This is a genomic window from Nocardia sp. NPDC041819 (assembly GCF_055590505.1).
Genome location: NZ_JBVJAP010000001.1, coordinates 596,255 through 621,692, shown reverse-complemented (window position 1 = coordinate 621,692; position 25,438 = coordinate 596,255). Strand labels below are relative to the sequence as shown.

Genomic DNA, 25,438 nt, shown 5'->3' with positions numbered 1-25,438 from the left:
CGGAGATCCGGTCAGCCGCGGACTTTGGCCACCACCGCGTCCACCGCGGACGCGGCGGGCAGTTCCTCGGTCTCGCCGGTGAAGCGGTCGCGCAGTTCGACCTTGCCCTCGGCCCAGCCGCGGCCGATCACCAGCACCAGCGGCATGCCGAGCAGTTCGGCGTCCTTGAACTTCACCCCAGGCGAGGCGGGGCGGTCGTCGAAGAGCACGTCCAGGCCCTGAGCGTGCAGGCCGGACACCACCTCTTCGGCGCCCGCGCGAGCGGCGTCGTCCTTGTTGGCGATGACGACGTGCACGTCGTAGGGCGCGACCGCGGCGGGCCAGCGCAGCCCCTTGTCGTCGTGCTGCTGCTCGGCGATCACCGCCACCATGCGGGAGACGCCGACACCGTAGGAGCCCATGGTCAGCCGCACCGGCTTGCCGTTCTCGCCGAGCACGTCCACCTCGAACGCGTCGGTGTACTTGTTGCCGAGCTGGAAGATGTGGCCGATCTCGATGCCGCGGGCCGCCACCAGCGTGCCCCGGCCGTCGGGCGAGGGGTCGCCGTCGCGGACCTCGGCGGCCTCGATGGTGCCGTCGGGCGTGAAGTCGCGGCCCGCGACCAAGCCGACGACGTGCTTCCCCGGTTCGTCGGCGCCGGTGATCCAGCTGGTGCCGGTGCCGACCCGCGGATCGACCAGATAGCGAACGCCGTTGGCCTGCAGCGCCTTCGGGCCGATATAGCCCTTGACCAGGAACGGATTCTCGGCGAAGTCGGCTTCGGTGAGCAGCTCGACCTCGGCCGGTTCGACCGAGGCGCCGAGGCGCTTGTCGTCGACCTCGCGGTCACCGGGAATGCCGATGCCGAGGATTTCGGTCTTCCCGTCCGGGTGACGCAGCTTGACCATGACGTTCTTCAAGGTGTCGGCCGCGGTGACCGGACGACCGTAGCGCTCGGCGATACCGGCGCCGTTGGCCCAGTCCACCAGCGTCGCGATGGTCGGAGTGTCCGGGGTGTCGTGCACCACCGCCTCCGGCTGCCCTTCGATCGGCAGCGGTTCGGGAGCGGGCGTGACCACCGCCTCCACATTGGCCGCGTAGCCGGATTCCGGGCAGCGCACGTAAGTGTCCTCGCCGACCGGGCTGTCGGCCAGGAATTCCTCCGACGCGCTGCCGCCCATCGCGCCCGAGGTGGCGGCCACGATGACGTACTTGACCCGCAGCCGGTCGAAGATGCGCTGGTAGGCCTGGCGGTGCGCGTCGTAGCTGGCCTTGAGGCCGTCCTCGTCCAGGTCGAACGAGTAGGAGTCCTTCATCACGAACTCGCGCCCGCGCAGGATGCCCGCGCGGGGACGCTCCTCGTCGCGGTACTTGGTCTGGATCTGGTACAGCGTGACCGGCAGGTCCTTGTAGGAGCTGTACTCGCCCTTCACGGTGAGCGCGAAGAGCTCCTCGTGGGTGGGGCCGAGCAGGTAGTCCGCGCCCTTGCGGTCGCGCAGCCGGAACAGGCCGTCGCCGTACTCGGTCCACCGGTTGGTGGTCTCGTACGGTTCGCGCGGCAGCAGCGCGGGTAGCGAGATCTCCTGACCGCCGATCGCGTCCATCTCCGCGCGCACCACGTCCTCGACCTTGCGCAGCACGCGCAGGCCCAGCGGCAGCCACGAGTAGACACCCGGGGCGACGCGGCGCACGTAGCCGGCACGGACCAAGAGTTTGTGGCTCGGCACCTCGGCGTCGGCGGGATCGTCGCGGAGGGTTCGCAGGAACAGGCGGGAGAGGCGGGTGATCACGGAAGCACAGGGTAGTCGCTGGCCGGACGCCGTTCCCAGCGCATTACCGTATTCGTTCGTGCTGGTGCTGCTGCCTCCTTCCGAAACCAAGTCCGATGGCGGCGCCGGGGCGCCGCTCACCCTCGACTCGCTGGCGATGCCGCAGCTCACGGCGGTCCGCGCACGGCTGATCGAGGAAGTGGTGCGGTTGGCGGCCGACCCCGAACGCTCCCGGACCGTCCTGGGGCTCGGTAAGGGGGCCGACGGCGAGATCGCCCGCAACGCCGCGCTGCGCACCTCCCCGACCCGTCCCGCGCTGGAGCGCTACACCGGCGTCCTTTACGACGCCCTCGACGCCCGCTCGTTCACCAAGGCGCAGCGGGCCAAGGCGTATGCCCGGCTCGGCATCGGCTCCGCCCTGTTCGGCGCGGTCCGCGCCTGCGACCCGATCCCCGCCTACCGGCTCTCCGGCGGCGCCAAACTGCCCGGACTGCCGACCCTCTCGGCCGTCTGGCGCGACGAACTGGCCACCGCGCTGCACACCGAGGCCGCAGGCGAGCTGGTCGTCGACCTGCGCTCGGGCACCTACCAGCAGCTGGGCCGGGTGCCCGGCGCGATCACCGCCAACGTGCTCACCGAGCACCCGGACGGGTCGCGCACGGTGGTGAGTCATTTCAACAAGCACCACAAGGGCCTGCTCGCCCGCGCCCTGGTGCTCACCAGAGCCGAACCGGCCGACGTCCGCGGCGTCGCGCGAGTGGCGGCCAAGGCCGGACTGCGCGCCGAGATAGCCTCGCCCACCGAGCTTGCGATCATCACCTGACTTCGTCCGGCCGTTCGGTGGTGAGCGCGGCGAGCTCGGCATCGATGTCGCCCCGTGCCGCCGTCTGTAGCGGCGGCGAGTGGTGGGTGTCCGGAACAAGTACGGCTCGGCCCGCCCCCGCCGTCGGATCACGGATCGGCAACTCGATGTGCCCGATTCCGCACCGATCGCTGGAAGACCGGTAAGGGTGTATGCCGGACAGTGGTGGTCAGGCGGCGTTCTTCCGATGTCACGACCGTAAGCGGTGGAACACGCGGCACCGCCGATGCTCACCGAGCGAATCGAGGAGACATGCAGACCATCGCGCACTGGCTCGACGGCAAAGCTTTCGCGGGCACCAGCGAGGCGACGGCGCCGGTGACCAACCCGGCGACCGGCGCGGTGACCGGGCAGGTCGCGCTCGCCGGCGTCGCCGACACCCGCGCGGCGATCGACTCCGCCGCGAAGGCGTTCCCTGCGTGGCGGGACACCTCGCTGACCCGGCGCACCCAGATCCTGTTCCGCTTCCGTGAGCTGCTGAACGAGCGCAGAGAGGAGCTTGCCCGGCTGATCACCGCCGAACACGGCAAGGTGCTCGCCGACGCGATCGGCGAGGTGAGCCGCGGCCTGGAAGTCGTCGAGTTCGCCTGCGGCATACCGCGTCTGCTCCAGGGCGGCTACACCGAGAACGCCTCGACCAAGGTCGACATCTTCTCGGTCCGCCAACCGCTCGGCCCGGTCGCGATCATCTCGCCGTTCAACTTCCCCGCGATGGTGCCGATGTGGTTCTTCCCGCTCGCCATCGCCGCGGGCAACACGGTGGTACTCAAACCGAGCGAGAAGGATCCGTCCCCGTCGCTGTGGCTGGCGCGGCTGTGGGCCGAAGCCGAACTGCCCGCGGGCGTCTTCACGGTGCTGCAGGGCGACAAGGTCGCGGTCGACGAATTGCTCGACAACCCGGGCGTCAAGGCGGTCTCTTTCGTCGGATCGACGCCGATCGCCCGGTACGTCTACCAGCGCGGCACCGCCGCGGGCAAGCGGGTGCAGGCGCTCGGCGGCGCGAAGAACCACATGGTGGTGCTGCCGGACGCGGACCTGGACCTGGCCGCCGACGCCGCGGTGAACGCCGGGTTCGGCTCGGCGGGCGAGCGGTGCATGGCGATCAGCGTGGTGGTCGCGGTGGGCGGGTCGGCCGACGAGCTGGTCGGCAAGATCGCCGAGCGGACCGCGACCATCCGGACCGGCGACGGCACCCGGGGCGCCGACATGGGTCCGCTGGTCACCCGGGCGCACCGTGACCGAGTCGCCGGGTACATCGCCGCGGGCGAATCCGCCGGAGCCACCGTGGTTCTCGACGGCCGGGGCGTCGAGGCCGACGGCGCGGCCGAGGGCTTCTGGCTCGGGCCGACGATTCTCGACCATGTCGCCACCGACATGAGCGTCTACACCGACGAGATCTTCGGACCCGTGCTGTCGGTGGTGCGCGTCGGCAGCTACGACGACGCGCTGGCACTGGTCAACGCCAATCCCTACGGCAACGGCACCGCCCTGTTCACCAACGACGGCGGCGCCGCCCGCCGCTTCCACAACGAGGTCGAGGTCGGGATGGTCGGCATCAACGTACCGATCCCGGTCCCCATGTCGTACTACAGCTTCGGCGGCTGGAAGAACTCGCTGTTCGGCGACGCGCACGCGCACGGCGCCGACGGCGTGCGGTTCTTCACCCGCACCAAGGCGGTCACCACCCGCTGGCTCGATCCCAGCCACGGCGGGCTGAATCTCGGTTTCCCACAGAACAAATAGGCGGCGTTCACCGAGTACGCGGCGAAGTAAACCGGCGGGAATGTCGCGCCGGGCCGCGTTGTTCGCTCAGAACGTGACCTCCACCGCAGAGCTTTCCGATGCCCTCAAGAAGTACCTGGACGAAGAGAAGGTGTTCGCCACCGCGGCCACGATCGCGGCCAACGGGCAACCGCACCTGACCGTGATCTGGCTGAAGCGCGACGGCGACGATCTGCTGTTCTCCACTACGACCGACCGTCAGCAGGGCAAGAACCTCGCCCGCGACCCGCGCATCACCGTGCTGATCAACCCGCCGGACAACCCGTACGTCTACGCGGAGATCCGGGGCACCGCGACGATCACCCCGGACCCGGACAAGACACTGCCCGACGAACTCTCGGCGAAGTACACCGGACAGAAGTACGCGGATTTCAACCCGGCCTCGGTCGACGACGGACCGCGCGTCATCGTGCGCGTGACACCCCGGCGGGTGGCCGGCCGCTTCTAGGCACGGCTCACACCTGCTGTGCTTCTTCCTGGGCGTGCTGGGCCATGGCCAATTGCTGCGGAGTGAAGCGCAATGTCAGGGCGACCAGTCCGGCCGCGAACGCGATCAGGGCGCAGACGAACAGCACCAGGGTGTAGCCGTCGCCCAGCGCGGCGATCTCCGCGGGCGTCATCCCGGCCACCTTCTCGGTGCGGCCGCCGAGCGACAGCGTGCGGGAGGCGGCGATCGGGGTGAGCAGGCCGATGGCCACGGGCGTGGCGAGGTTCATGAACATCTGCCCGACCGCGGCCAGCGGGCCGATATTCGCCGGCGGCACACCGACCAGCACACACAGCGGCGAGAGCACCATGGCGATGCCGACGCCGAAGCCGATCACCACCAGCAGGGGCAGCAGCGTCGCGAAGTACATCACCTCGCCGTCGAGGGTCGAACCGAACAGCAGGCCGACGCCGAGCACCACCGCTGAGCCCGCCAGCAGCCAGCGCGGCGCGATGTACAGCGCCGCCTTGGAAGCCACCGCGCCGCCGACGCCGATGCCGACGGTGAACGGAATGGCCGCCACACCCGCCTTGAGCGGACCGTATCCGATGACGTTCTGCATGAACTGGGCGACGAAGAAGGTCATCGCGCCCAGCACCCCACCGGCGAGGAAGATCAACAGGAAGGTGGCCACGCGGTCGCGGCTGTCGAACAGCGACCAGGGCAGCAGCGGGTCGTCCACCCGTCGTTCCAGCGCGATGAAGACGATCAGCAGCACCACGCCCGCGATCAGCGAACCGATGATCGCCGGGTGTCCCCAGCCGATCTCCGGCCCCTCGGTCGCGCCGAACACGATCGCCGCGCAGGCGATGGTGCCGAGCACCGCCCCCGGGAGGTCCAGCGCGGAGCGGTGGTGTTCGGTGTCGGCCAGTTTGTAGGCCGCGCCGAGGATGATCAGCGCGCCGATCGGGACGTTGATCAGGAAGATCCACCGCCAGGACAGCTGGGTCAGCGCGCCGCCGACCACGAGCCCGCCCACGGAGCCGATGCCGACCATCGAGCCGAGGATCGCGATCGCCTGGTTGCGTGCCTTGCCCGGCGCGAAGGTCGTCGCCACGAGCGCGAAAGCGGTCGGCGCGGCGATCGCGGCGCCCGCACCCTGGATGGCTCGCGCCGCGAGCAGCATGCCCTGATTCTGCGCGAGCCCGCACAACAGCGAGGCCAGGGTGAACACCGCGACACCGACGACCAGCATGCGCTTGCGGCCGAAAGCGTCGCCGAGCCGGCCGCCCAGCAGCATCAGACCCGCGAAGGTGAGCCCGTAGGAGGTCACCGTCCACGCGCTACCCGCGCTGGACAACCCCATCTCCTCTTGCAGCCGCGGCAGCGCGAAGATCACCACCGTGCCGTCGAGCACGACCATGAGCTGCAATCCGCTCAGGACTAGGATCGCGAGCCCGAAGGCCCGCTGCGTCACTGGATACTGCATCGTCGCAGCGGGGTTCCGAAGCACAGTGAGTCACTGTAATTGATGCCGGGCCACGCTTCGCCCGCCCACCGATCCGGCCGGACCCGCGACGAGCACCGGCCCCGCCGATCCTGCCGGTGGGCGTCGTCGCGCACCACCGGCGGTATCGGCTCGAGGTGATGGGCCATCGCCACTCAGGACGAGCGGCCGTCCTGGTCGACCGGGCCGCCGCTATCACCGCGCGAGTCGGTTCGAATCGCCGCGGTGGCCACGAGGGTCATCCGGTCGCGGAGTCGGCGTGCGGGACGATCGAGTCGGCGGAGAATCCGGCGGTCGGGCCGATCACCACGATCGCGGGTGGGCGGATGCCTTCGGCGCGCACCCGGGCGGCCACCGTGCCGAGATCGGCGCGCAGCACGCGCTGGGTGCGCAGCGTGCCCTCCTGGATGACGGTGGCGGGTGTGCCCGCCGGTCGCCCGCCCTCCAGCAGCGCGGTGGCGAACTGCTCGATCCGCTCCACCGCCATCATCAGCACCAAGGTGCCGCGCAGCCGCGCCAGCGCGGGCCAGTCCACCAGCGAATCCGGGTGATCCGGCGCGACGTGCCCGCTCACCACGACGAACTCGTGGGTGACACCGCGATGGGTGACCGGGATGCCCGCGGCGGCGGGCACCGAAATGGGACTGGTGACACCCGGCACCACCGTGACCGGAACCCCGGCGGCCACACAGGCCTCCACCTCTTCGTAGCCGCGCCCGAACACGTACGGATCGCCGCCCTTGAGCCGCACCACGAACTTGCCCGCTTTCGCGCCTTCGATCAGCGCGTTGTTGATCGCTTCCTGCGCCATCGCCCGTCCGTACGGGATCTTGGCGGCGTCGACCACCTCGACCTCGGGTCCGAGTTCGGCGAGCAGTTCCGGCGGCGCGAGCCGGTCGGCGACGACCAGATCCGCCCTGGCCAGCAACCGCCGCCCGCGCACGGTGATCAGGTCGGGATCGCCGGGCCCCCCGCCCACCAGAGCGACACCGGGCGCGATCGGGGTCGAGTCGTCACTCACCACACCGGATTGCAGGGCCTCCAGCAACGCGTTGCGCACGGCCGCCGACCGGCGGTGCTGCCCGCTCGCCAGCACGCCGAGGGTCAGGCCGTCGTAGCGTGCGGTGGCGGGGGTGACCGCGGTGCCCAGCCGTGCGGTGTCGGCGCGGACGCAGAAGATCCGCCGCCGGGTCGCCTCGTCGACCACCGCCGCGTTGGTCTCGGGTTCGTCGGTGCAGGCGATCGCGTACCAGGCGCCGTCGAGGTCGCCGTCGGCGTATTCACGCAGCGTGACGGTGATCTGCCCGGAGGTGGCCATTCCCTCGACCGCAGGGGTCACCGCGCGACTCACCACGTGGACGTCCGCGCCGGAGGCGATCAGCAGTCCCAGTCTGCGCTGCGCCACCGACCCACCGCCGACCACGACGACACGCCGTCCGTGCAGATCGAGCCCGACCAGGTAGTTCGGGTCGCCGGTGGGCTGGTCTTGCGTTGCGTCTGACGTGTTCGGCACAAGTTTCGAGCCTACGGCGTGGCCCTCCGGCACCGGCAATCGCCCGGCACGCCCGCCCGCCCACATTCCGGCGAGCAGGCGCGACGCTCGCCACGGGCCTGTGTTACCCGCGCTCAGGGCTACGCCGGCCGAGCCCTCGACACCGGCCCGCGTCGGTTGTCCCGGCGTCGCACGGCCGGACGGTGGCGGTCGCGGGATAGACGCCGAAGTCATCCCGAGTGACGGCCACACCTACTGTGACCAGTGGTAACAAGCGTTTCGAGAGTCGGCGACGGTAGGTTGCCGTGCAGGCGTCTCGTTCGGAAAGGCGGACCGATGAAACGGCTGACACCGGCACGACTGCTCGACGTGGCCTATGACGAGGCGCTGTGCGGGCTCGCCGAAGGGGGGATCCCCATCGGCGCCGCCCTCTTCGACGCGGACGGCACGCTACTCGGGCGCGGGCACAACCGCCGGGTGCAGTCCGGCGACCCCAGCGTGCACGCCGAGACCGACGCCTTCCGCGCGGCGGGGCGGCGGCGCGACTATCGCGACACCGTCATGGTCACCACGCTGTCGCCGTGCTGGTATTGCAGCGGCCTGATCCGGCAGTTCGGCATCGGTTCGGTGGTGGTCGGGGAATCGCGGACCTTCTCCGGCGGGCACGAGTGGCTGGCCGGGCACGGCGTCGCCGTCACCGTCCTGGAAGACCGGCGCTGCATCGATCTGATGACCCGGTTCATCGCCGAGCATCCCGCGCTGTGGCACGAGGACATCGGAGTCGCCGACGATCTCGAGGCATGAACTGTGCCGTCCCGACCGGGTGGCTCAGCGGAAGTACGGATACTCCTGCACCCAATGGAATCCACGGCTGCGCAACGGGAAGTCGTCGATCGGGACCGAGGTCAGCGCGACCGAGACCGGCTGCCCGGCGAGCGTGCCCGTCAGGGTCAGCCGCTCCGGCGCGGGCCGGTCGAAACCGAAGCTGCCCAAGGGTTCCGTTCGCGGCGGCGCGACCACGACCAGGGTGCGCGCCGCCGGATCGACCATCGCGAGCACCGGAACCAACTGGCCGTCCATCCGCTGCACGGTGGCGCCGTCCCGGTCGAAGACCAGGCGCTGCCAGCGCCGTTCCTCGGTGGTCAGTGGCGGAAGCGGTGTGCCGCCGACGCTGAATTCGGTGACCGCCCAGATGCCGTACAGCGGCGGTTCCGGTCGCCCCGCGCCCTGCTCGGTCCACCTTTCCCAGCCCGTGTAGGCGTTCGAGAACAGCAACCAGACCCCGAGCGCGATCTGCGCCGACGCCGCGATTCGCTCGGCTCGCGGCGTGCGCAGCAGCGGCGGCGTGCTCGACGGTCCGGCCGGGCGGTTCAGCACGAGCACGTTCGCCAGACGCCCGGCCTCCGGGGCGAGCAGCACCAGGCACAGCAGCATCAGGTGGAACGACAGGATCTTCGCGGGTACGTCGTAGGTCATGTCCAGCACGAACACCTGTGTCGTGCACACCAGGCTCAGCATCGCGCCCACCAGCGCGGTGCGCGGCACGAACAGCAGTACACCGCCGAGCAGTTCCGCGCAGCCGAGCAGGATCTCGTACTGCGGCGAGACCCCGATGTGGTTCCAGAGCACCGCCATCGGACTGAAATTCCCGTAGGGCTCGAGCAACCGGCTCAGCGGTGTCGGCGGCATCTGCGTCGGGATGGCCTTCGCCATGCCGTAGGCGATCATCTGCCCGGCCAGGCACAGGCGCACGAACAACAGGAACCAGGGCAGCACGGCCCGGTAGTGCGGCCGGTTCCGATCCAGCACGCTCCAGACCAGTGTGCCGAGTACCGCGACAACGAGGACGACGAACACCAGCACCCAGAAGTAGGCCTGGTCGCCACTGATCGAAGCCGTGTTCGCCGCCACGGACGTACCGAACACCCGTGTTCCGGTCCCCTCGATCACCGGGCGCAGAGCACGGGCGAGGCCGGAGTTCACCGATTCCGGCAGCCACTCGCGCGCCAGTCCGAGGAACTCGGGGACGACCGACGGATACACCAGGCAGAACAGCCCGAAGTACAGAAAGCCGAAACGGAACGCCACCCGGATCGCCCCGGGCCAAGGCCTGGTATCGGAACCCACCGCGTCCGCGGCGTCTGTTCGGTCGAGGATCGCTTCGGTCACGGCGGTCCCTCCAGTTCGGTCGATGCAGACCGAAGGTATCGAAAAGCGCCGCGGCCGAAGCGTGTTTCGGCTGGATCACCCGCTGCCGCCGGATCAGGGGGTCAGCGGAAGTACGGGTATTCCTGGACGAAGTGGAAGCCCCGGCTGCGCAACGGGAAGGAGTTCGGGTCCATCCGGTCGAGCGACAGCGTCACCGGCGTTCCGTTCAACTCACCGGTGAGCCGCAACGTGTCCGGGGTGGGCTGAGTGAAGGTGAAGGCACCCAGGCGGTTCGGCGGTGTGTCCGGCGCAGCCGCGGACAGCGCGATGGTGTGCGCGGCCTCGTCGACCACGGCTACGACGGGCAGGAACGAGTCGTCCATCTTCTGCACCGTCGTACCCCGGCGGTCGACGATCAGCCGGCGCCAGCGGCCCTCGTCGGTGATCAGCGGCGGCGCCGGATGCCCGTCCCTGCTGAACTCGCCGACGGTCCAGATGCCGTAGAGCGGAGGTTTCGGCGCGCCGTCGCCCGCCTCGCGCCACGTCTGCCAGCCGATGTGCACCCCACCGAGCAGAACCCACAACCCCAGAGCCACTTGCAGCGCCGCCGCCACTCGGTTCGCGCGGCGGGAAGCGAACAGGGCGGGCTGTGTGGCCGGTTCGGCCGGGCGTTCCAGCACGAGCACATTCGCCAACCGCCCGGCCTGCGGCGCCAGCACGACCAGCGACAACAGCAGCAAGTGGAACGAGAGGATCTTCACCGGCACGTCGTAGGTCATGTTCAGCACGAACACCTGCGCCATGCTCACCAGGCTCACCAGCGCGCCCGCCGTCGCGGTGCGCGGCGCGAACAGCAGCAGCCCGCCGAGCACTTCCGCCGTGCCGAGCAGGACCTCGTATGCGGGCGCGGCGCCGACCTGGTTCCAGAGCACCGAAGCCGGGCTCATCGTCCCGTACGGTTGCAGCAGCGCGGTGAGCGACGGCGCAGGCATCTGCGACGGAATCGCCTTGGCCAGACCGTAGAAGAGCATCTGGCCGCCCAGGCACAGCCGGACGAACAGCACGAACCAGGTGCGCAGGGTGATGTAGTCCCGGCGGCGTCTATCCAGGATCGACCAGACGAGCGTGATCAGCGCCGCCGCGACGAGTTCGCAGAAGATCAGCAGCCAGATGGCGGCCTGGTCGCCGCTGCCGGAATCCTCGTGCAAGACGGCGTCCACACCGAAGACGTGGTCACCGACCCAGCCGACGAGCGGGCTCGTCGCGCGCATCTGCCAGATGACGGCGCTCTCCGGCAGCCACTTGCTCAGGATGCCGGTGAACACGAAGAGGATCTGTGCGAACAGCACGCAGAACAGCCCGAAGTAGGCGAAGGCGAAGCGGAACGCGATCCGGGCCTGCGGGCTCCATGGACGACGCTCGTCACCGGCCCGCGTCCGGCCACCGCGGGACTCCACCACATCCGTTTCGACGGTACGCACACCGCTCCCCTCACCGGTCGACACTCTGGCTTGCCGAACGTATCCGACCAGGTCATGGGATGACCTCCGGGAAAACCCCCGTTTTCCGGGTACCTCTTTCGGCCTACGTGCCTGCCCCACCGTGCTCAGCGGGATTCGTCCGCGGTTCCGGCCCGCCGAGAACTAGAACGCGTTACAGTCGCGTATCCCGGCGCACCGCGGGCGGTGCATCCGGGCCGCACGTGTCAGGAGGACATTGATGACCGACGATCCGGACCCGGCACAGCGACATCAGCTGACCGTCAGCGAACGCGACCTGGACGCACTCGCCGGCGACTTGGCGCGCTGGCTGCACACGAAGGTCACCGCGGACGATCTGCCGCGGATCTCCGAATTGGCGCGTCCACAGTCCGGCGGCATGTCCAGCACGTCGATCCTGTTCGACGCCGAGTGGAGCGCCGCAGGGCGGCCGGAGCGCGGATCGTTCGTCGCGCGGATGGCGCCGGAGGCCGGGTCGTTCCCGGTCTTCGAGACCTACGACCTGGCCACCCAGTACCAGGTGATGGCGGGCGTGGCCGCGGCCACCGACGTGCCGGTGCCGGGCCTGTGCTGGCTGGAGAACGACGAGAAGCCGCTCGGCGCGCCGTTCTTCGTGATGCGCCGCGTCGACGGACGGGTGCCGACGGACAACCCGCCGTACGTGTTCGTCGGCTGGCTGTTCGACGCCGACCCGGCCGAGCGCCTGCGCCTCACGCACAACACCGTCGAGGTGATCGCCGAGATCCACGGCATCCCCGATCCCGCGGCGCTGTTCCCGATGCTGAGCGGACCGGGCGAAGCGCTGCGCAGGCACGTCGCCGCCCAGCGCTCGTGGTACCGGTGGGCGCTCGCGGACGACGGCTTCGAGATCCCGCTGATCGAGCGGAGTTTCGCGTGGCTGGACGAGCACTGGCCCGCCGACCCCGGCCCGGACGTGCTCAGCTGGGGCGACGCCCGCCCGGGCAACATCATCTACCGCGAATTCGACCCGGTGGCGGTGCTGGACTGGGAGATGGCCGCGCTGGCGCCGCGCGAGCTGGATCTGGGCTGGCTGATCTTCATCCATCGGTTCTTCCAGGATCTGGCCACTCGCTTCGGGCAACCCGGGCTGCCCGATTTCCTGCGCCGCGACGACGTGGTGTCGAAATACGAGGAGCTGACCGGTCACTCGGTGCGCGATCTCGACTTCTACATCGTCTACGCCGCGTTGCGGCACGCGATCGTCATGGCGCGGGTGAAGCGCAGGATGATCCACTTCGGTGAGGACACCGACACGCCGGATCGCGACGACTACGTCATGCACCGGGCAAGCCTGGAAGCGCTGCTCGACGGAACCTACGAATGGGACTGACCATGCCTGTGCCTTTGGACGAGTACCCCATCCATCAGACCCCGCTGTCGCTGGCCCGGGTGGCCTCCAGCGATCGAAACTTCTACGACCGCAGCTACTTCAACGCCCACGACCGCGACGGCGGCACGTTTCTGATCACCGGTTTCGGCGTGTATCCCAACCTCGGGGTGACCGACGCCTACGCCGCCGTCCGCCGTGGCGACGCGGTGCGCGCGGTGCGCTTCTCCGACGCGCTCGGCGACCGTGGCCTCGACCAGCGCGTCGGCGGCTACCGCATCGAGGTGCTGGAGCCGCTGCGGCGCCTGCGGGTGGTCTGCGAACACGACGATCTGAGCTTCGACCTCACCTGGAACGGCGCCTTTCCCGCCGTCCAGGAACAACCGCACCTGATTCTCGCGGGTAACCGGCCGATCATCGACGCGTCCCGGTTCGCGCAGGTCGGCTCGTGGGCGGGGACGCTGCACGTGGACGGCGACGACATCACCGTCGACCCGGCGGTGTGGACCGGGACCAGGGACCGCTCGTGGGGCATCCGCCCGGTCGGGGAGACCGAGCCGCCCGGACGCGCGGCCACCGAGCCGTCCGGCGGGTTCTGGTGGCTGTACGTGCCGCTGCGGTTCGAGGACTTCGCCGTCGTGATCATCGTGCAGGAGGAGCCGGACGGCAGGCGCACGCTCAACGACGCGACCCGGATCTGGCCGGACGGGCGCACCGAACAACTCGGCTGGCCCCGAATATCGATCGACTATCGCTCCGGCACAAGGCATCCCGTCGGTGCGCGACTGGAGCTGACCACGCCGGACGGCAAACCCCTGGAGATCGAGATCACGCCGGGCATCGGCGTCCCGCTGCACGTCGGCTGCGGCTACGGCGGCGATCCCGACTGGCAGCACGGCCAGTGGAAGGGCCGCGACTGGTCCTCCTCCAGCCGCTACGACCTCACCGATCCGGCGATCGTCGCCCGCACCCCCTACGGGGTGACCGACCACGTCGCGCGTGCCCGCTGCGGCGAGGCCGAGGGATGGGGCCTGTTCGAACACGCCAGCATCGGCCGCCACGACCCCACCGGCTTCGCCGACTGGGGCTCGGTCGCACCCTGACCCGGTGCCGCACCGCCGCCGACACGGGCGTCCGTGACCGGTCCCCGAAAGACGTGCGTGCCCGGACGCACCGCGGGGCCGAGTTCCGGCGACGGCGCATCCAGCAGCAGCTGAGCACCAGCGCCAACGGCACACCGCCGTCGTACCCGCAGCCGAATGGCTTCGCCCCGGGCCGCGATCGGAGCTTCACGAGGTGCTCGGATACGCCACAGGCCGGGCCGGACAGCACATCCAAGCCTGCGGGTCCGGGCCGGTTGCGCGGCGGCTATCGCGTGGCGACAGTCGCCGATCGTTGCGACACCGCCATTCTCTCCGCCAGCGCAGCGCTCGCGGCCGAACCCGCGTTCGATCGATGGTTCTACCGCTCGAGCTGCGCTGCCGCGAGCACCACGCCCTGCACGACGCGCTTCGGTATCACCAGCGGCCCGCCCCCGGCGGCGAGCAGCGCCGCGGCCTCCGCGACGCTCGCCGTGCCGACGGCCGCCTGTGTGCGGCTTCCCGGGTGGGGGACGGCGACGTTCGCCAGTTCCGCGGCGGAGTAGGACCGCAGCGGCACCTGGAGCTCCGCGGCGACGGCGCGCAGTCCGGGCTCGGCGAAGCGCTGTGTGATGGTGGCCAGGCACGCTATCCGGTAGCCACTCACGCCCTCGCGCAGCGCGGCGCGGATCACGGCCGCCGATGCGCCCGGCCGTAGTCCGATGCCGACGACAACATCAGCCGGTGGCACCGGAACTCGCGAATCGCATTGCCGCGGTGACGAATCGCCGCACCGCCGCGGGATTCCCCGCCGGGTGGGTGTGCAGGTACGACGCGTGCACATTGCCGCTCAGCGTCCCTTCCCGGACGGCCTCTCCCGCGCTGCCGCGCCAGCCCCACGCCGGATTCGGCGGCGCCGACACCAGACAGGTGCGGTGGAACTCGTGCCCCCTGACCCGTTCGCCGACCCGCCACAGCGGCGAGTCGGCCAGTGCGACGGCGTCCCGGTAGCCGAGGGTCAGACGCGGTCCGAACGCGGCGTCGGCATCCACCACGCCTGCCATCGGGTGGCCGTCCAGCGATCGGGTCAGATACAGCAGCCCGGCACATTCGGCGTGCACCGGCATCCCGTGCCGAGCGGCGTCGGCCACCGCCCGCAACAGGACGGAATTGGCCGCCAGGTCCGCGGCGTGTTCCTCGGGAAACCCACCTGGCAGCACCAATGCCGCTGTCCCGGTGGGCAATTCGTCGTGCAGCGGGTCGAAAACGACTACCTGCGCCCCCGCGGCCACCAGCAATTCACGATGCTCTGCGTAGCCGAACGTGAATGCCGGGCCACCGGCGACGGCGATCAGCGGACCCTCCCGATCGGCCCCGGTGGACGCCTCTTCTCCTTCCAGACCACGCACGGCGGCGGCGGGATCCCACGCGGGTCCGGTGACCGACGAGCGAGCGAGCGCCGCGATGGCGCCCAGGTCCACGTGCGCGGCGACGAGATCCGTCATCGCCGCCACCGCCGCCGTCGCGGCCGACCCGTGTTCCACGGCGGGGATCAGGCCGAGATGCCGGGACGGGACTTCGAGTTCGGCCAGGCGCGGCAACGACCCGAGCACCGGCAGCCCGACTCGATCGCAGGCGGCGCGCAGCACCTGATCGTGCCGTTCGCTGCCGACCCGGTTCAGGATCACCCCGCCGAGCCGGACGCCGCTGTCGAAGGTCGCGAATCCGTGCAGCAGCGCCGCGAGGCTCTGGCTGTGCCCTCGCGCGTCCACCACCAGCACCACCGGCGCTCCCAGCAAGGCCGCGACCTGCGCCGTCGACCCCTCCGCCACCGGACCGGCGTGCTCGTCATCGATCCGCCCGTCGAACAACCCCATCACGCCCTCGACCACCGCGAGATCGCACCCCAGCGCCCCGTGCCGGAACAGCGGCACAACCCGCTCCACCCCCACCAGCACAGGATCCAGGTTTCTCCCCGGCCGCCCCGCCGCCAACCCGTGATACCCCGGATCGATGTAGTCGGGCCCCACCTTGAACGGCGCCACCCGATGCCCCACCTTCCGCAACGCGCCCACCAGGCCGGTCGCCACCGTCGTCTTCCCGCTCCCCGACGCCGGCGCCGCCACCACCACCGCCTTCATCGCCGCACCCGCCCCGCGAGTGGCACACCATCGTGCGGCCCTCTCTCGATTCGCCGCGGCGATGTGCCACTCGCGGGGATCACCATTCGATGCCTCGTTGGCCTTTGCGGCCCGCGTCCATGGGGTGTTTGAGTTTGGTCATCTCGGTGACCAGGTCGGCGGCTTCCAGGAGGGGTTGGGGTGCGTCGCGCCCGGTGATGACGACGTGCTGGTTGCCGGGGCGGGCGTTGAGGGTGTCGACCACCTCGTCCACGTCGACCCAGCCCCATTTCAGGGGGTAGGTGAACTCGTCCAGGACGTAGAAGCGGTGCTGTTCGGCCCGCAGGCGGCGGGCGATCTCCTGCCAGCCCGCCAGCGCGGCGGCGGCGTGGTCCTGCTCGGTGCCCTGTTTGCGGGTCCAGGACCAGCCCTCGCCCATCTTGTGCCACTCGACCGGCGCGCCCGCGCCGGTCTGCTCGTGCAGTGTGCCGAGGGCGCGGAAGGCGGCTTCCTCCCCGACCTTCCACTTGGCGCTCTTCACGAATTGGAACACCGCGACGTCGAAGCCTTGGTTCCACGCCCGCAGCGCCATCCCGAACGCGGCCGTCGACTTCCCCTTGCCCGGCCCGGTGTGCACCGCGAGCACCGGCTGATTGCGCCGCTGCCGCGTGGTCAGCCCGTCGTCAGGAACTGTCTCCGGAACACCCTTGGGCATCGAATCTCCTTGCTCGTCCTCGGATCACTCCGAACCTGTGCACCATGTCCGGACCGGAAGCCGCGCGAACCGCCCACCACCGCTGGACGCCGACTCACCGGGTCTCCCCACCGTCTCCGAAGGGGGCGCGACCTCCACGGGCACACGGTTGGAAAGTCGTGCTCACGCCGCTCGCGCCGAACTACCGTTCCCGGAACTCGCGCGGACGACGTCCGCGACCGCCGCACCGGTCAGCTCGGCCAGTCTCAGGTAGCCCCCGCGCAGGTCGCGGGCCAGATCCACGGCGAGGCCGAGGCGGATCATGCCGCGTTCGCAGTCGACGACGATCGAGGTGACTGTGTCCCTGGCGAGTAAGCGGGCCGCGGCGCGGGCGCGGGGAACGGGGTCGGTCCCGCCCGTCGCGCGACCGTCGGTCAGCAGCACCAGCATCGGCCTGCGGCGCGGATCGCGCACACGCTCGCGCAGCACGATCTCCCTGGCCTTCAGCAGGCCCGCCGCCAGCGGCGTCTTCCCGCCCGTGCGCATTCCGGACAACCGGCGCACCGCGATGTCGACCGACGAAGTGGGCGGCAGGACGAGTTCGGCCTCCGCGCCGCGCACGCTGACGACAGCGACTTTGTCGCGGCGCTGATACGCGTCCCGCAGCAGTGTCACCACCGCGCCGGTGACGGCGGACAGCCGGTCGCGGGCGGCCATGGAACCGGAGGCGTCGACCACGAAGACGACCAGATTCCCTTCGCGCCCTTCTCGATACGCGCCGCGGAGGTCTTCGGCGGTCAGCCGCAACGGCCCGTTCCCGCGGCCGCGGGAACGCTGATGCGGCGCGGCCGCGAAGACGGTGCCGAGCAGATGCAGGCCCGAGGACGTGTCGGCACTCGGACGCACCACCCGCCCGTGCCGTGATTCCGCGCGCGAGCGCCGCCCCGGAGCGCCTTCGCCGACGCCGGGCACCTCCCAGCGCGGTGTTCGCGAACCGGCGGACGTCGGTGCGCCACTGCGCCCTTCACGCGATTGCCCACCACCCGGACCTTCGGGCGGCGACGGGTTGTCCGGGCCACCGTCCGGATCGTCGCCCGGCTCCTCGGCATCCCGGGGCGTGCCGTCCGGACCGCTCGGCGTGGAGGTCTCCTCCTCGGGCCGCGCCTGCTCGGCCGCGTCGCGCATGGCGTCGTCGAGCTGCTGCTCGCTGATGCCGGGCTCGTCGAACGGATCGCGCCTGCGCCGGTGCGGCAGCGCCAGTTCGGCGGCCACCCGCACGTCGTCCTCGGTTACCGCGTCGGCACCGCGCCAGGCGGCATGCGCGGTGGCGGTGCGCGCGACGACCAGGTCGGCCCGCATCCCGTCCACGTCGAACGCGGCGCACAGCGCGGCGATGCGGCGCAGTTCCACGTCGTCGAGCACCACCTGCCCCAGCCGGTCGCGGGCGGCGAGGATCTGCTCGGCCACCTCGTGGTCCGCAGCGGCGTACCGGGCGGCGAATCCGGCCGGGTCGGCCTCGTAGTCCAGCCTGCGGCGCACCACCGCCATGCGCACGTCCACGTCCCGGGAAGCGGCCACGTCCACGGTCAGGCCGAACCGGTCCAGCAGCTGCGGACGCAGTTCGCCCTCCTCCGGATTCATGGTGCCCACCAGCACGAAACGCGCCGGATGCGAGTGCGAGACGCCGTCACGTTCGATGTGCACCCGCCCCATCGCCGCGGCGTCCAGCAGCACATCCACCAGATGGTCGTGCAGCAGGTTGACCTCGTCGACGTACAGCACACCGTGATGGGCGGCGGCCAGCAGGCCGGGGCGGAACGCCTGCTCCCCGTCGCGCAGCACGCGCTCCAGGTCCAGCGAGCCGACCACGCGGTCCTCGGTCGCGCCCACCGGCAGCTCCACCAAGCGGGCGGGCCGCGCGCCGGTCTCGTCCACCACGGGCGGCAGCAGCTGCGCCAGCGCGCGCACCACGGTCGACTTCGCGGTGCCCTTCTCCCCACGCACCAGGACGCCGCCGATGCCGGGATGCACCGCGCAGAGGATCAGCGCCAGCTGCAGCCGTTCCTGACCGACCACCGCCGAGAAGGGAAAACCCGCTTCACCGTCCGAACCCGGGATCGTTCGGCTGCGCTGGTCGGACGTCGGCACTGTTTCGGCATGGGACACGGACACGCCCCAACTCTAAGCGCGGGGCCGCACCGGCCCCACAGTGCCCTTCGATTCAGAACCGATGCGCGCACCCCCTGAACCGCACCCACCGCCGATCCACTCATGGCTCCGCAGGGGTGCCGCGCAGGGGGCACGGATTCGAGCGAATCCAGCGCGCCCGCTCGCCTCCACCACGTTTTCCGAGCGAAGCGAGACCGAGCATGCGCCGTTCGCGGCCCGAACCACAAAGGGCCACGAACTCCCGGCGCCTCAAATGCTGGAAAACATCAACCTCTGCGCATGGGCACGTGCGGGATGCCGTCTTCTTCGAATCCCTGCCCGTCGACCTTGAAGCCGTGTTTGGTGTACAGGTCGATCAGGTAGCTCGGGGCGCTCAGGCGAACCGTCGCCGAACCGACCTCGGCCAGCGCCGCCTGCAGCAGTCGAGTGGTGTAGCCGTGCCCGCGGGCGGGCGCCGCCGTGCAGAGCCTGCCGATCCGGAAGCTCTTCACGCCGTCGTGGTGCTCCTCGCACAGCCGCAGCGTGGCGATGACCTCGCCCTCGTCATCGAGCCAGAAGTGGCGAGTCTCCGGGAGGAGGTCGTTGCCGTCCAGTTCGGGGTACGCGCACTTCTGCTCGACGACGAACACTTCGACGCGAAGTTTCAACAGCTGGTAGAGCGTCGCGGTATCGAGATCCTGCGCCCAGGAGCGTTTGAGAGCAACCGTTGACATCATCGCGCCTTGCTATCACAACCTAGGCGTTCGCCGCGACCCCTGCATGTCGCGGCGTGTTGTCGCCGCCGTCGACGAGGTTCAACGTCTTGGAGGTCCAATCCCACACTTCGTGGAACAACGCCGGGTCCTCGGACAGCTTGATGCCCAGCGAGGGCACCATCTCCTTCAGCTTCGGCGTCCACGTGGCGTACTCCTGCGGGAAACACCGCTGCATGACGTCCAGCATGGCGGTGACGCAGGTGGAGGCGCCCGGGGACGCGCCGAGCAGACCGGCGATGGTGCCGTCCTGCGCGGAGATCACGGCGGTGCCGAACTCGAGCACGCCGCCCGCGCCCTTACGGCGGATGACCTGCACGCGCTGGCCCGCGGTGATCAGCTCCCAGTCCTTGGCCTCGGCGCGCGGGATGAACTCCGACAGCGTGATGACCTTGCCCGCCTCCGACTTCAGCAGCTCGCTGACCAGGTACTTGGTCAGACCGAGCTCGGTGACGCCGACGCCGAGCAGCGAGAAGATGTTGTTCGGCCGCACCGACTTGAACAGGTCGGTGTTCTTGCCGTCCTTGAGGAACTTCGGGGTCCAGCCCGCGTACGGGCCGAACAACAGGCCCGGCTTGCCCTTGATCACACGGGTGTCCAGATGCGGCACCGACATCGGCGGAGCGCCGACCGCCGCCTTGCCGTACACCTTGGCCTCGTGCTGGTTGATCAGCGCCGGGTTGACGCAGCGGAAGAACTGGCCGCTGACCGGGAACCCGCCGAATCCCTTCGCCTCCTTGATGCCTGCCTTCTGCAGCAGCGGCAGCGCGCCGCCGCCCGCGCCGACGAAGACGAATTTGCTGATCAGCGTGCGCGTCTCGCGGGTGCGCACGTTGCGCACCGTGACCAGCCAGGACCCGTCGGACTGCTTGGACAGGTCACGCACCTCGTGCCCGAAGGCCAGGTCCGCGCCGGAGGAGCCGAGGTAGGCGAGCAGTTCCTGGGTGAGGGAGCCGAAGTCGATATCGGTGCCGCCGTCGGTCCAGTTCAGCGCGATCGGGTCGGAGAAGTCCCGACCGCGTGCCATCAACGGCAACCGCCGGGTGAACTCGTCGGGACCGTCGATGAACTCCATGCCCTCGAACAGCGGGTGCGGCGCCAGCGCTTCGTACCGCTTGCGCAGGTATTCCACGTTTTCGGCGCCGTGCACGAAGCTGACGTGCGGGATCGGGTTGATGAAGGCGGACGGATCGCGCAGGATGCCGTTCTCCACGCCGTAGGACCAGAACTGGCGGGAGACCTGGAACCGCTCGTTGATGTCGACGGCCTTGGTGATGTCCACCGAGCCGTCGGGTAGCTGCGGGCTGTAGTTCAGCTCGCAGAGCGCGGAGTGCCCGGTACCCGCGTTGTTCCACGGATCGCTGCTCTCGGCCGCGGCGGCGTCGAGCCGCTCGAACAGGGAGATCGACCACTCCGGCTGCAGCTGCCGCAGCAGCGCGCCGAGAGTGGCACTCATGATGCCGGCACCGATGAGTACTACATCGGTCTTTTCAGTCATGGCAGCGTTCGGCACGGGTAGATCGACTTCCTTGTCCTTCTGCGCGGGCCCACCGGGCGGGTGGACCTGCCTGGGCACGGTGTAGTTGTGGCTCGGTTCCGGCGTCCGCCGGTCCCGAACGGCATGGCGGGAGTCAGGTTACCCGCCGTTCACCTAAGCCCAATTGTGCACCTCACCACGCCGCCGCCCGGCAACGAGCCTGCGGAATGTGCGGAATGCGACAGAGATCGTCGTCACTTCGGCGGCCGATGGACCGCCGTGGTCTGTCGGCGCGGGACACCGTCCAATACATTGGTCGCGTGACGAACGAACAGTCGCTTGCCGAGCCGGTCAGCACTTCTCCGGAGGGCGAAGGCTGGCGCCCCGACGTCCTGGGCCCGCAGTACCAGCAGCGCACGCTGCCCCTCGGCCCCGATCCCGACGGCGAAGGCGAGGTGGTGGCCACGCTGGTGCGCTACGTGCCCTCCGGCGCCGTCGAGCAGACCGCGGGCGCGGTGCTCTACGTCCACGGATTCACCGACTACTTCTTCCAGGAACACCTCGCCGAGCACTTCGCCGCGCGCGGATTCCAGTTCTACGCACTCGACCTGCGCAAATGCGGCCGCTCGCTGCGCGAAGGACATACCCCGCACTATGTGACGGATCTCGCTTTCTACGACCGCGAGCTCGCGGAGTCGCTGCGGATCGTCCGGGCCGAGACCGGCGCCCCCGTGGTTGTCAACGCCCACTCCACCGGCGGCCTGGTCGTGTCGCTGTGGCTGGACCGGCTCAACCGCGCGCAGGGTACGGCCGCCGCGGGCATCACCGGCGTGGTGCTCAATAGCCCGTGGTTCGACCTGCAGGGTCCCGCGTACTACCGGACCGTCGGAACGCCGATCATCAAGGCGGTCGGACGCTTCCGGAGGATGGTCCAGCTGCCCGGCGCCAAGATCAGCACCTATGGCGACAGTCTGCACCGCTCCGCGTCCGGCGAGTGGGATTACAACCTGGACTGGAAACCGCTGCACGGCTTCCCGGTGCGGCTCGGCTGGCTGCGCGCGATCCGCAACGGCCACGCGCGGCTGCACCAGGGCCTCGACATCGGCGTGCCCTCACTGATCCTGCGCTCCCGGATGACGAAGTTCGCCAAGGAGTACGGCCCCGCCGTGGACGTGGCCGACGCCGTGCTCGACGTCAAGCAGATCCAGCGCTGGTCGGGCTGCCTGGGCGACCGCACCAACATGGTGCCGATCGACGGCGCCAAGCACGACGTGTTCCTCTCCGGCCCCGAACCGCTGGCCCAGGCCTTCCGCGAACTCGACAACTGGCTCGAATGGCTCGCGGACTACCAGGGCGCGACGTCACCAGAGGCTGGTGCGTAGCACGATCTCGGTGGCCAGCTCGTGGCCTGCTTCGGTGGCCACGTCGGTGACGTCGACCTCGACCACCCGGAACTCGCCGTAGACGAACCGTCCCGACGCGTCGGCCACCGAGCGCGGCAGATTCTTGGTGACCAGCAGCGTGGTCGGCACCTCGACCGGGCCGGTCGACGCGTCCGCCACCGCTCCGTCTGGCCCTGGCGTGGCCGGGTGACCGCGATCGGCCACGACCAGGCTCTGGAAGCGGCCGAATCCGCGGGCGCACGCCTGCCATGCCAGCACAGCGCCCGCGCCGCAACCGGCCACGTTCACCCACGGCAGAGCGAGTTCGTCCAGGATCGCGGTCACGGCGGCCGCGTCCAGGCCCTCGATCGACTCCACCGCGAAGGTGCGCAGATCCGAGGTGTGCAGGCGGGTGCACACCTGATCGAAGACGTCCGCCGAATCACCCGCGTCGGGCAGCAGCAGCACGCTGTGCCGGGATTCCGGCCCGTCGATCCGCACGGTCCACGCCCGGTCACCCACCGTGATCTGCCGAGATTCCATGCCGAATCACGCTACACGGATAAGGGCATTACGGCGGCGGGTCGGGGGTGGCGGAATCAGGCGAGCAGGCGCATCCCGGCCCGCTCACCTGCGTTGTGATCGAAGGTGACGGTCAGTTCACAACCGGCCTCCTGGCCGAGCTGCTGGATCAGCGCGTCGGCGAAGTCCGCGCCGTCGGCGGCCCGCCGCAGCGCTTGGCGCACGGTGTCGGCGCGCTCCACCACGATTTCGCTCGAGTCGAGCAGCCCGAGCAGCACATCGGTGACGGCCTCGGGATCCTGTTTGTAGCCACGGCGCAGCACCCAGTGGATCTCGGCGAGCACGATCATCGTGACGTAGCCGGGTTCGGTCTCGCTGAGCCCGTCGATCACCTGGTTGGCCCGGGCGGACTGCTCCGGGTCGTCCTGGGTGAGGTAGCGGATCAGCACATTCGCGTCCAGCCCGATCATCCGCGCTTACCTTCCACGACGTTGCCCGCGATCGCCTCGTTCATCTCCGCGAGGCCGATGGGCGAGCCGGACCAGCCGAGGATGCCCTTGAGCGCTTTGATCGTGCGCGTTTCGGGCACCAGCTCGTAGGTGCCGTTGGGCGTGGGCACGAACGCGACTCGCACGCCCGCGCGCAACCCCATCGCCACGCGCACATCGATCGGGATCGTGATCTGTCCCTTACTGGTCACCGTGGCCGACACCACATTCGTCCCTCGGCCGCTGGGCCTCTTCTCCGCCGCCATCATCCTCACACCCGACCGTGCCGACCGACCCCAAGCCTTACCTGGAGCCGAATTCCTTACTGCAAGGTAAGGCGCTGGGTGGCCCGCGTCAACCGATACGGTCGCCCGCGAGCACCGCGTCGGTGGCCAGGATGGGCAAACCGGCGGGCGCGCCCTCGGAGAGCAACCGCTCCAGCGCGGCGATGTCGAGGTGGTCTTCGATCAGATCGGCCAGCAGATCGAGCTGCGCGTCACGCACTGCCGAAACCGAGACATCTTCGGCCACAACGAAACCCGTGCGGCCCGCCGCCGTGGCGACCGCGCGGAGCCAGGCGCGGCGCAACTCGTCGGACTCCAGCAGCCCGTGCAGATGGGTGCCCCACACCGCGCCGCGAACGCTGCCCTCCGGCTCGCCGGCGACCCTGAGCCATGCGGGGTCGCCACGGTGCGTGACGCGGCCGTGGTGGATCTCGTAGCCGCGCACGGCGATTCCCGCGGCGTGCCCTTCGCTACGGCGCAATACCTTGGGTTCGGCGAACTCGACGCTCAGATCGAGCAACCCCAGCCCGTCGACCTCACCCGCGCCGGATTCGACGCGGTCCAGGATGCGAGCGCCGAGCATCTGGTACCCGCCACAGACACCCAGGATCGGCCCGCCGGCGGCGGCGCGTGCCCGCAGGGCGTCGGCGAGGCCGGTACGCCGCAGCCACCGCAGATCCGACACCGTCGCCTTGCTGCCGGGCAGGACCACCAGATCGGCGCCCGCCAGCCGGGACGGCTCGGTCACCCAGCGCACCGCCACGCCGGGCTCGCAGGCCAGCGCCTCGACGTCGGTGGAATTGGAGATGCGCGGCAGCCGGATCGCGGCGACGGTCAGCCAGTCGGCGCCCAGCGGAGGCCGAGGGCGGCCGACCGGCGCGTCGGCGAGGGTGCCCAGCGAGTCCTCCGCATCGATCCAGAGGTCCTCGGCATACGGCAGCACTCCGAGGGTGGGGCGGCCGGTGAGTTCGGTGAGACGCTCCAACCCCGGCCGCAGCAGCTCGACCGCGCCGCGGAACTTGTTGACGATGAAACCCGAGATCAGTCGCTGATCCTCGGGTTCCAGGATGGCGACGGTGCCGAACAGGTGGGCGAGCACGCCACCGCGATCGATGTCTCCGACGAGCAGCACGGGCAGTTCCGCGGCGCGCGCGAGCCCCATGTTCGCCAGATCCGTCGCGCGCAGGTTGATCTCGGCGGGCGAACCGGCGCCCTCGCAGACGACCACGTCGAATTCGGCGCGCAGCGCGGCGAGGTCGGCGGCCACCACGTCGCGCAACTCCCGGCGATGCCGGAAGTAGTCTTCCGCGCCGACGGTGCCGATCGCCCTTCCTCGCACGACCAACTGGGAACGACGGTCACTGCCCGGCTTGAGCAGGACCGGATTGAACCGCACGCTGGGCTCCAGCCCGCACGCCTCGGCCTGCAACGCCTGCGCCCGCCCGATCTCCCCGCCGTCGAGCGTGACCACGGAATTGTTGGACATGTTCTGCGCCTTGAACGGGGCGACGCGCACGCCGCGCCGTGCCAGCATCCGGCAGATCCCGGCCACGACGACGCTCTTCCCCGCATCCGAGGTCGTGCCCGCGACGAGCAGCGCGCCCTTCATCGCCGTCCGGTCATCCGGTGAGCGGCCACCCGGGCGGCCGGATCACGGC

At 70.1% G+C, this 25,438-nt stretch carries 22 protein-coding genes; 7 read left to right on the top strand and 15 right to left on the bottom strand.

The window, feature by feature from the left end:
* Nucleotides 1-11: 11 nt before the first annotated feature.
* The gene (locus ACZ6DL_RS02870; RefSeq protein WP_466048612.1) at nt 12-1,769 is read right to left on the bottom strand and encodes a proline--tRNA ligase; all 1,758 of its coding nucleotides are present in this window, start codon (nt 1,767-1,769) and stop codon (nt 12-14) included.
* A 58-nt stretch (nt 1,770-1,827) separates the two neighbouring features.
* Between ACZ6DL_RS02870 and yaaA the strand changes: the two genes are divergently transcribed.
* The 3 genes from yaaA to ACZ6DL_RS02855 all read left to right on the top strand — a co-directional run bounded on the left by yaaA (nt 1,828) and on the right by ACZ6DL_RS02855 (nt 4,840).
* Nucleotides 1,828-2,571, top strand: a complete 744-nt coding sequence (yaaA, locus tag ACZ6DL_RS02865; protein ID WP_466049535.1) for a peroxide stress protein YaaA — start codon at nt 1,828-1,830, stop codon at nt 2,569-2,571.
* A 291-nt stretch (nt 2,572-2,862) separates the two neighbouring features.
* Nucleotides 2,863-4,353 carry a CoA-acylating methylmalonate-semialdehyde dehydrogenase gene (locus tag ACZ6DL_RS02860; RefSeq protein ID WP_466048611.1) on the top strand — a complete coding sequence of 497 codons (1,491 nt, stop codon included), beginning with the start codon at nt 2,863-2,865 and terminating at the stop codon, nt 4,351-4,353.
* A 73-nt stretch (nt 4,354-4,426) separates the two neighbouring features.
* Nucleotides 4,427-4,840: a PPOX class F420-dependent oxidoreductase gene (locus ACZ6DL_RS02855; RefSeq protein ID WP_466048609.1), complete on the top strand. Its 414-nt coding sequence runs from the start codon at nt 4,427-4,429 to the stop codon at nt 4,838-4,840.
* Nucleotides 4,841-4,847: 7 nt separating this feature from the next.
* Here ACZ6DL_RS02855 and ACZ6DL_RS02850 read toward each other — a convergent pair whose 3' ends face one another.
* A complete protein-coding gene (locus ACZ6DL_RS02850; protein ID WP_396979356.1) occupies nt 4,848-6,308 on the bottom strand; it encodes an MFS transporter in 1,461 nt (486 codons plus the stop codon).
* A gap of 256 nt (nt 6,309-6,564) precedes the next feature.
* Entirely contained in the window at nt 6,565-7,839 is a 1,275-nt protein-coding gene (cobA, locus tag ACZ6DL_RS02845) for a uroporphyrinogen-III C-methyltransferase (RefSeq protein WP_466048608.1), read from the bottom strand.
* Between the two features lie 339 nt (nt 7,840-8,178).
* Here cobA and ACZ6DL_RS02840 point away from each other — a divergent pair, with 339 nt between their 5' ends.
* A complete protein-coding gene (locus ACZ6DL_RS02840) occupies nt 8,179-8,622 on the top strand; it encodes a nucleoside deaminase (RefSeq protein WP_466049534.1) in 444 nt (147 codons plus the stop codon).
* A 24-nt stretch (nt 8,623-8,646) separates the two neighbouring features.
* Here the strand turns inward: ACZ6DL_RS02840 and ACZ6DL_RS02835 are convergent, their stop codons facing one another.
* Nucleotides 8,647-9,987 (bottom strand): DoxX family protein, encoded by a 1,341-nt coding sequence (locus ACZ6DL_RS02835; RefSeq protein ID WP_466048606.1) that lies wholly within the window; start codon nt 9,985-9,987, stop codon nt 8,647-8,649.
* 101 nt (nt 9,988-10,088) lie between these two features.
* Complete coding sequence (locus ACZ6DL_RS02830; RefSeq protein ID WP_466048605.1) at nt 10,089-11,447, bottom strand: DoxX family protein; 1,359 nt, start codon at nt 11,445-11,447, stop codon at nt 10,089-10,091.
* Nucleotides 11,448-11,685: 238 nt separating this feature from the next.
* Between ACZ6DL_RS02830 and ACZ6DL_RS02825 the strand changes: the two genes are divergently transcribed.
* Entirely contained in the window at nt 11,686-12,816 is a 1,131-nt protein-coding gene (locus tag ACZ6DL_RS02825; protein WP_466048603.1) for a phosphotransferase family protein, read from the top strand.
* A gap of 2 nt (nt 12,817-12,818) precedes the next feature.
* Nucleotides 12,819-13,916, top strand: a complete 1,098-nt coding sequence (locus ACZ6DL_RS02820; RefSeq protein WP_466048602.1) for an Rv3169 family protein — start codon at nt 12,819-12,821, stop codon at nt 13,914-13,916.
* A gap of 358 nt (nt 13,917-14,274) precedes the next feature.
* On the opposite strand, the gene ACZ6DL_RS02815 is transcribed toward ACZ6DL_RS02820, so the two are convergent.
* The 6 genes from ACZ6DL_RS02815 to mqo all read right to left on the bottom strand — a co-directional run bounded on the left by ACZ6DL_RS02815 (nt 14,275) and on the right by mqo (nt 21,125).
* Complete coding sequence (locus ACZ6DL_RS02815) at nt 14,275-14,643, bottom strand: cobalamin biosynthesis protein (RefSeq protein WP_466048600.1); 369 nt, start codon at nt 14,641-14,643, stop codon at nt 14,275-14,277.
* On the bottom strand, nt 14,630-16,033 hold the full coding sequence (locus ACZ6DL_RS02810; RefSeq protein WP_466048599.1) for a cobyrinate a,c-diamide synthase: 1,404 nt from the start codon (nt 16,031-16,033) through the stop codon (nt 14,630-14,632). The genes ACZ6DL_RS02815 and ACZ6DL_RS02810 overlap by 14 nt, the downstream gene beginning before the upstream one ends.
* Nucleotides 16,034-16,112: 79 nt before the next feature.
* Nucleotides 16,113-16,727, bottom strand: a complete 615-nt coding sequence (gene cobO, locus ACZ6DL_RS02805; RefSeq protein ID WP_391465573.1) for a cob(I)yrinic acid a,c-diamide adenosyltransferase — start codon at nt 16,725-16,727, stop codon at nt 16,113-16,115.
* Between the two features lie 162 nt (nt 16,728-16,889).
* Nucleotides 16,890-18,854, bottom strand: coding sequence for a magnesium chelatase subunit D family protein (locus ACZ6DL_RS02800; RefSeq protein ID WP_466049532.1), 1,965 nt, complete (start codon nt 18,852-18,854; stop codon nt 16,890-16,892).
* Between the two features lie 287 nt (nt 18,855-19,141).
* Nucleotides 19,142-19,591, bottom strand: a complete 450-nt coding sequence (locus ACZ6DL_RS02795; RefSeq protein ID WP_466048597.1) for a GNAT family N-acetyltransferase — start codon at nt 19,589-19,591, stop codon at nt 19,142-19,144.
* Between the two features lie 19 nt (nt 19,592-19,610).
* A complete protein-coding gene (mqo, locus tag ACZ6DL_RS02790; protein WP_466049531.1) occupies nt 19,611-21,125 on the bottom strand; it encodes a malate dehydrogenase (quinone) in 1,515 nt (504 codons plus the stop codon).
* A 299-nt stretch (nt 21,126-21,424) separates the two neighbouring features.
* On the opposite strand from mqo, the gene ACZ6DL_RS02785 reads away from it, so the two are divergent.
* On the top strand, nt 21,425-22,486 hold the full coding sequence (locus tag ACZ6DL_RS02785; RefSeq protein ID WP_466048596.1) for an alpha/beta hydrolase: 1,062 nt from the start codon (nt 21,425-21,427) through the stop codon (nt 22,484-22,486).
* Here ACZ6DL_RS02785 and ACZ6DL_RS02780 read toward each other — a convergent pair.
* From ACZ6DL_RS02780 to ACZ6DL_RS02765, 4 genes are all read right to left on the bottom strand, one after another.
* Nucleotides 22,466-23,029, bottom strand: a complete 564-nt coding sequence (locus tag ACZ6DL_RS02780) for an alpha/beta hydrolase (protein WP_466048594.1) — start codon at nt 23,027-23,029, stop codon at nt 22,466-22,468. The genes ACZ6DL_RS02785 and ACZ6DL_RS02780 overlap by 21 nt on opposite strands.
* A gap of 56 nt (nt 23,030-23,085) precedes the next feature.
* Entirely contained in the window at nt 23,086-23,478 is a 393-nt protein-coding gene (locus ACZ6DL_RS02775) for a PIN domain-containing protein (RefSeq protein ID WP_062975416.1), read from the bottom strand.
* A complete protein-coding gene (locus tag ACZ6DL_RS02770) occupies nt 23,475-23,708 on the bottom strand; it encodes an AbrB/MazE/SpoVT family DNA-binding domain-containing protein (protein WP_245660075.1) in 234 nt (77 codons plus the stop codon). Before ACZ6DL_RS02770 ends, ACZ6DL_RS02775 begins: the two co-directional genes overlap by 4 nt.
* 142 nt (nt 23,709-23,850) lie before the next feature.
* Entirely contained in the window at nt 23,851-25,389 is a 1,539-nt protein-coding gene (locus ACZ6DL_RS02765) for a cobyric acid synthase (protein WP_466048592.1), read from the bottom strand.
* Nucleotides 25,390-25,438: the final 49 nt, after the last annotated feature.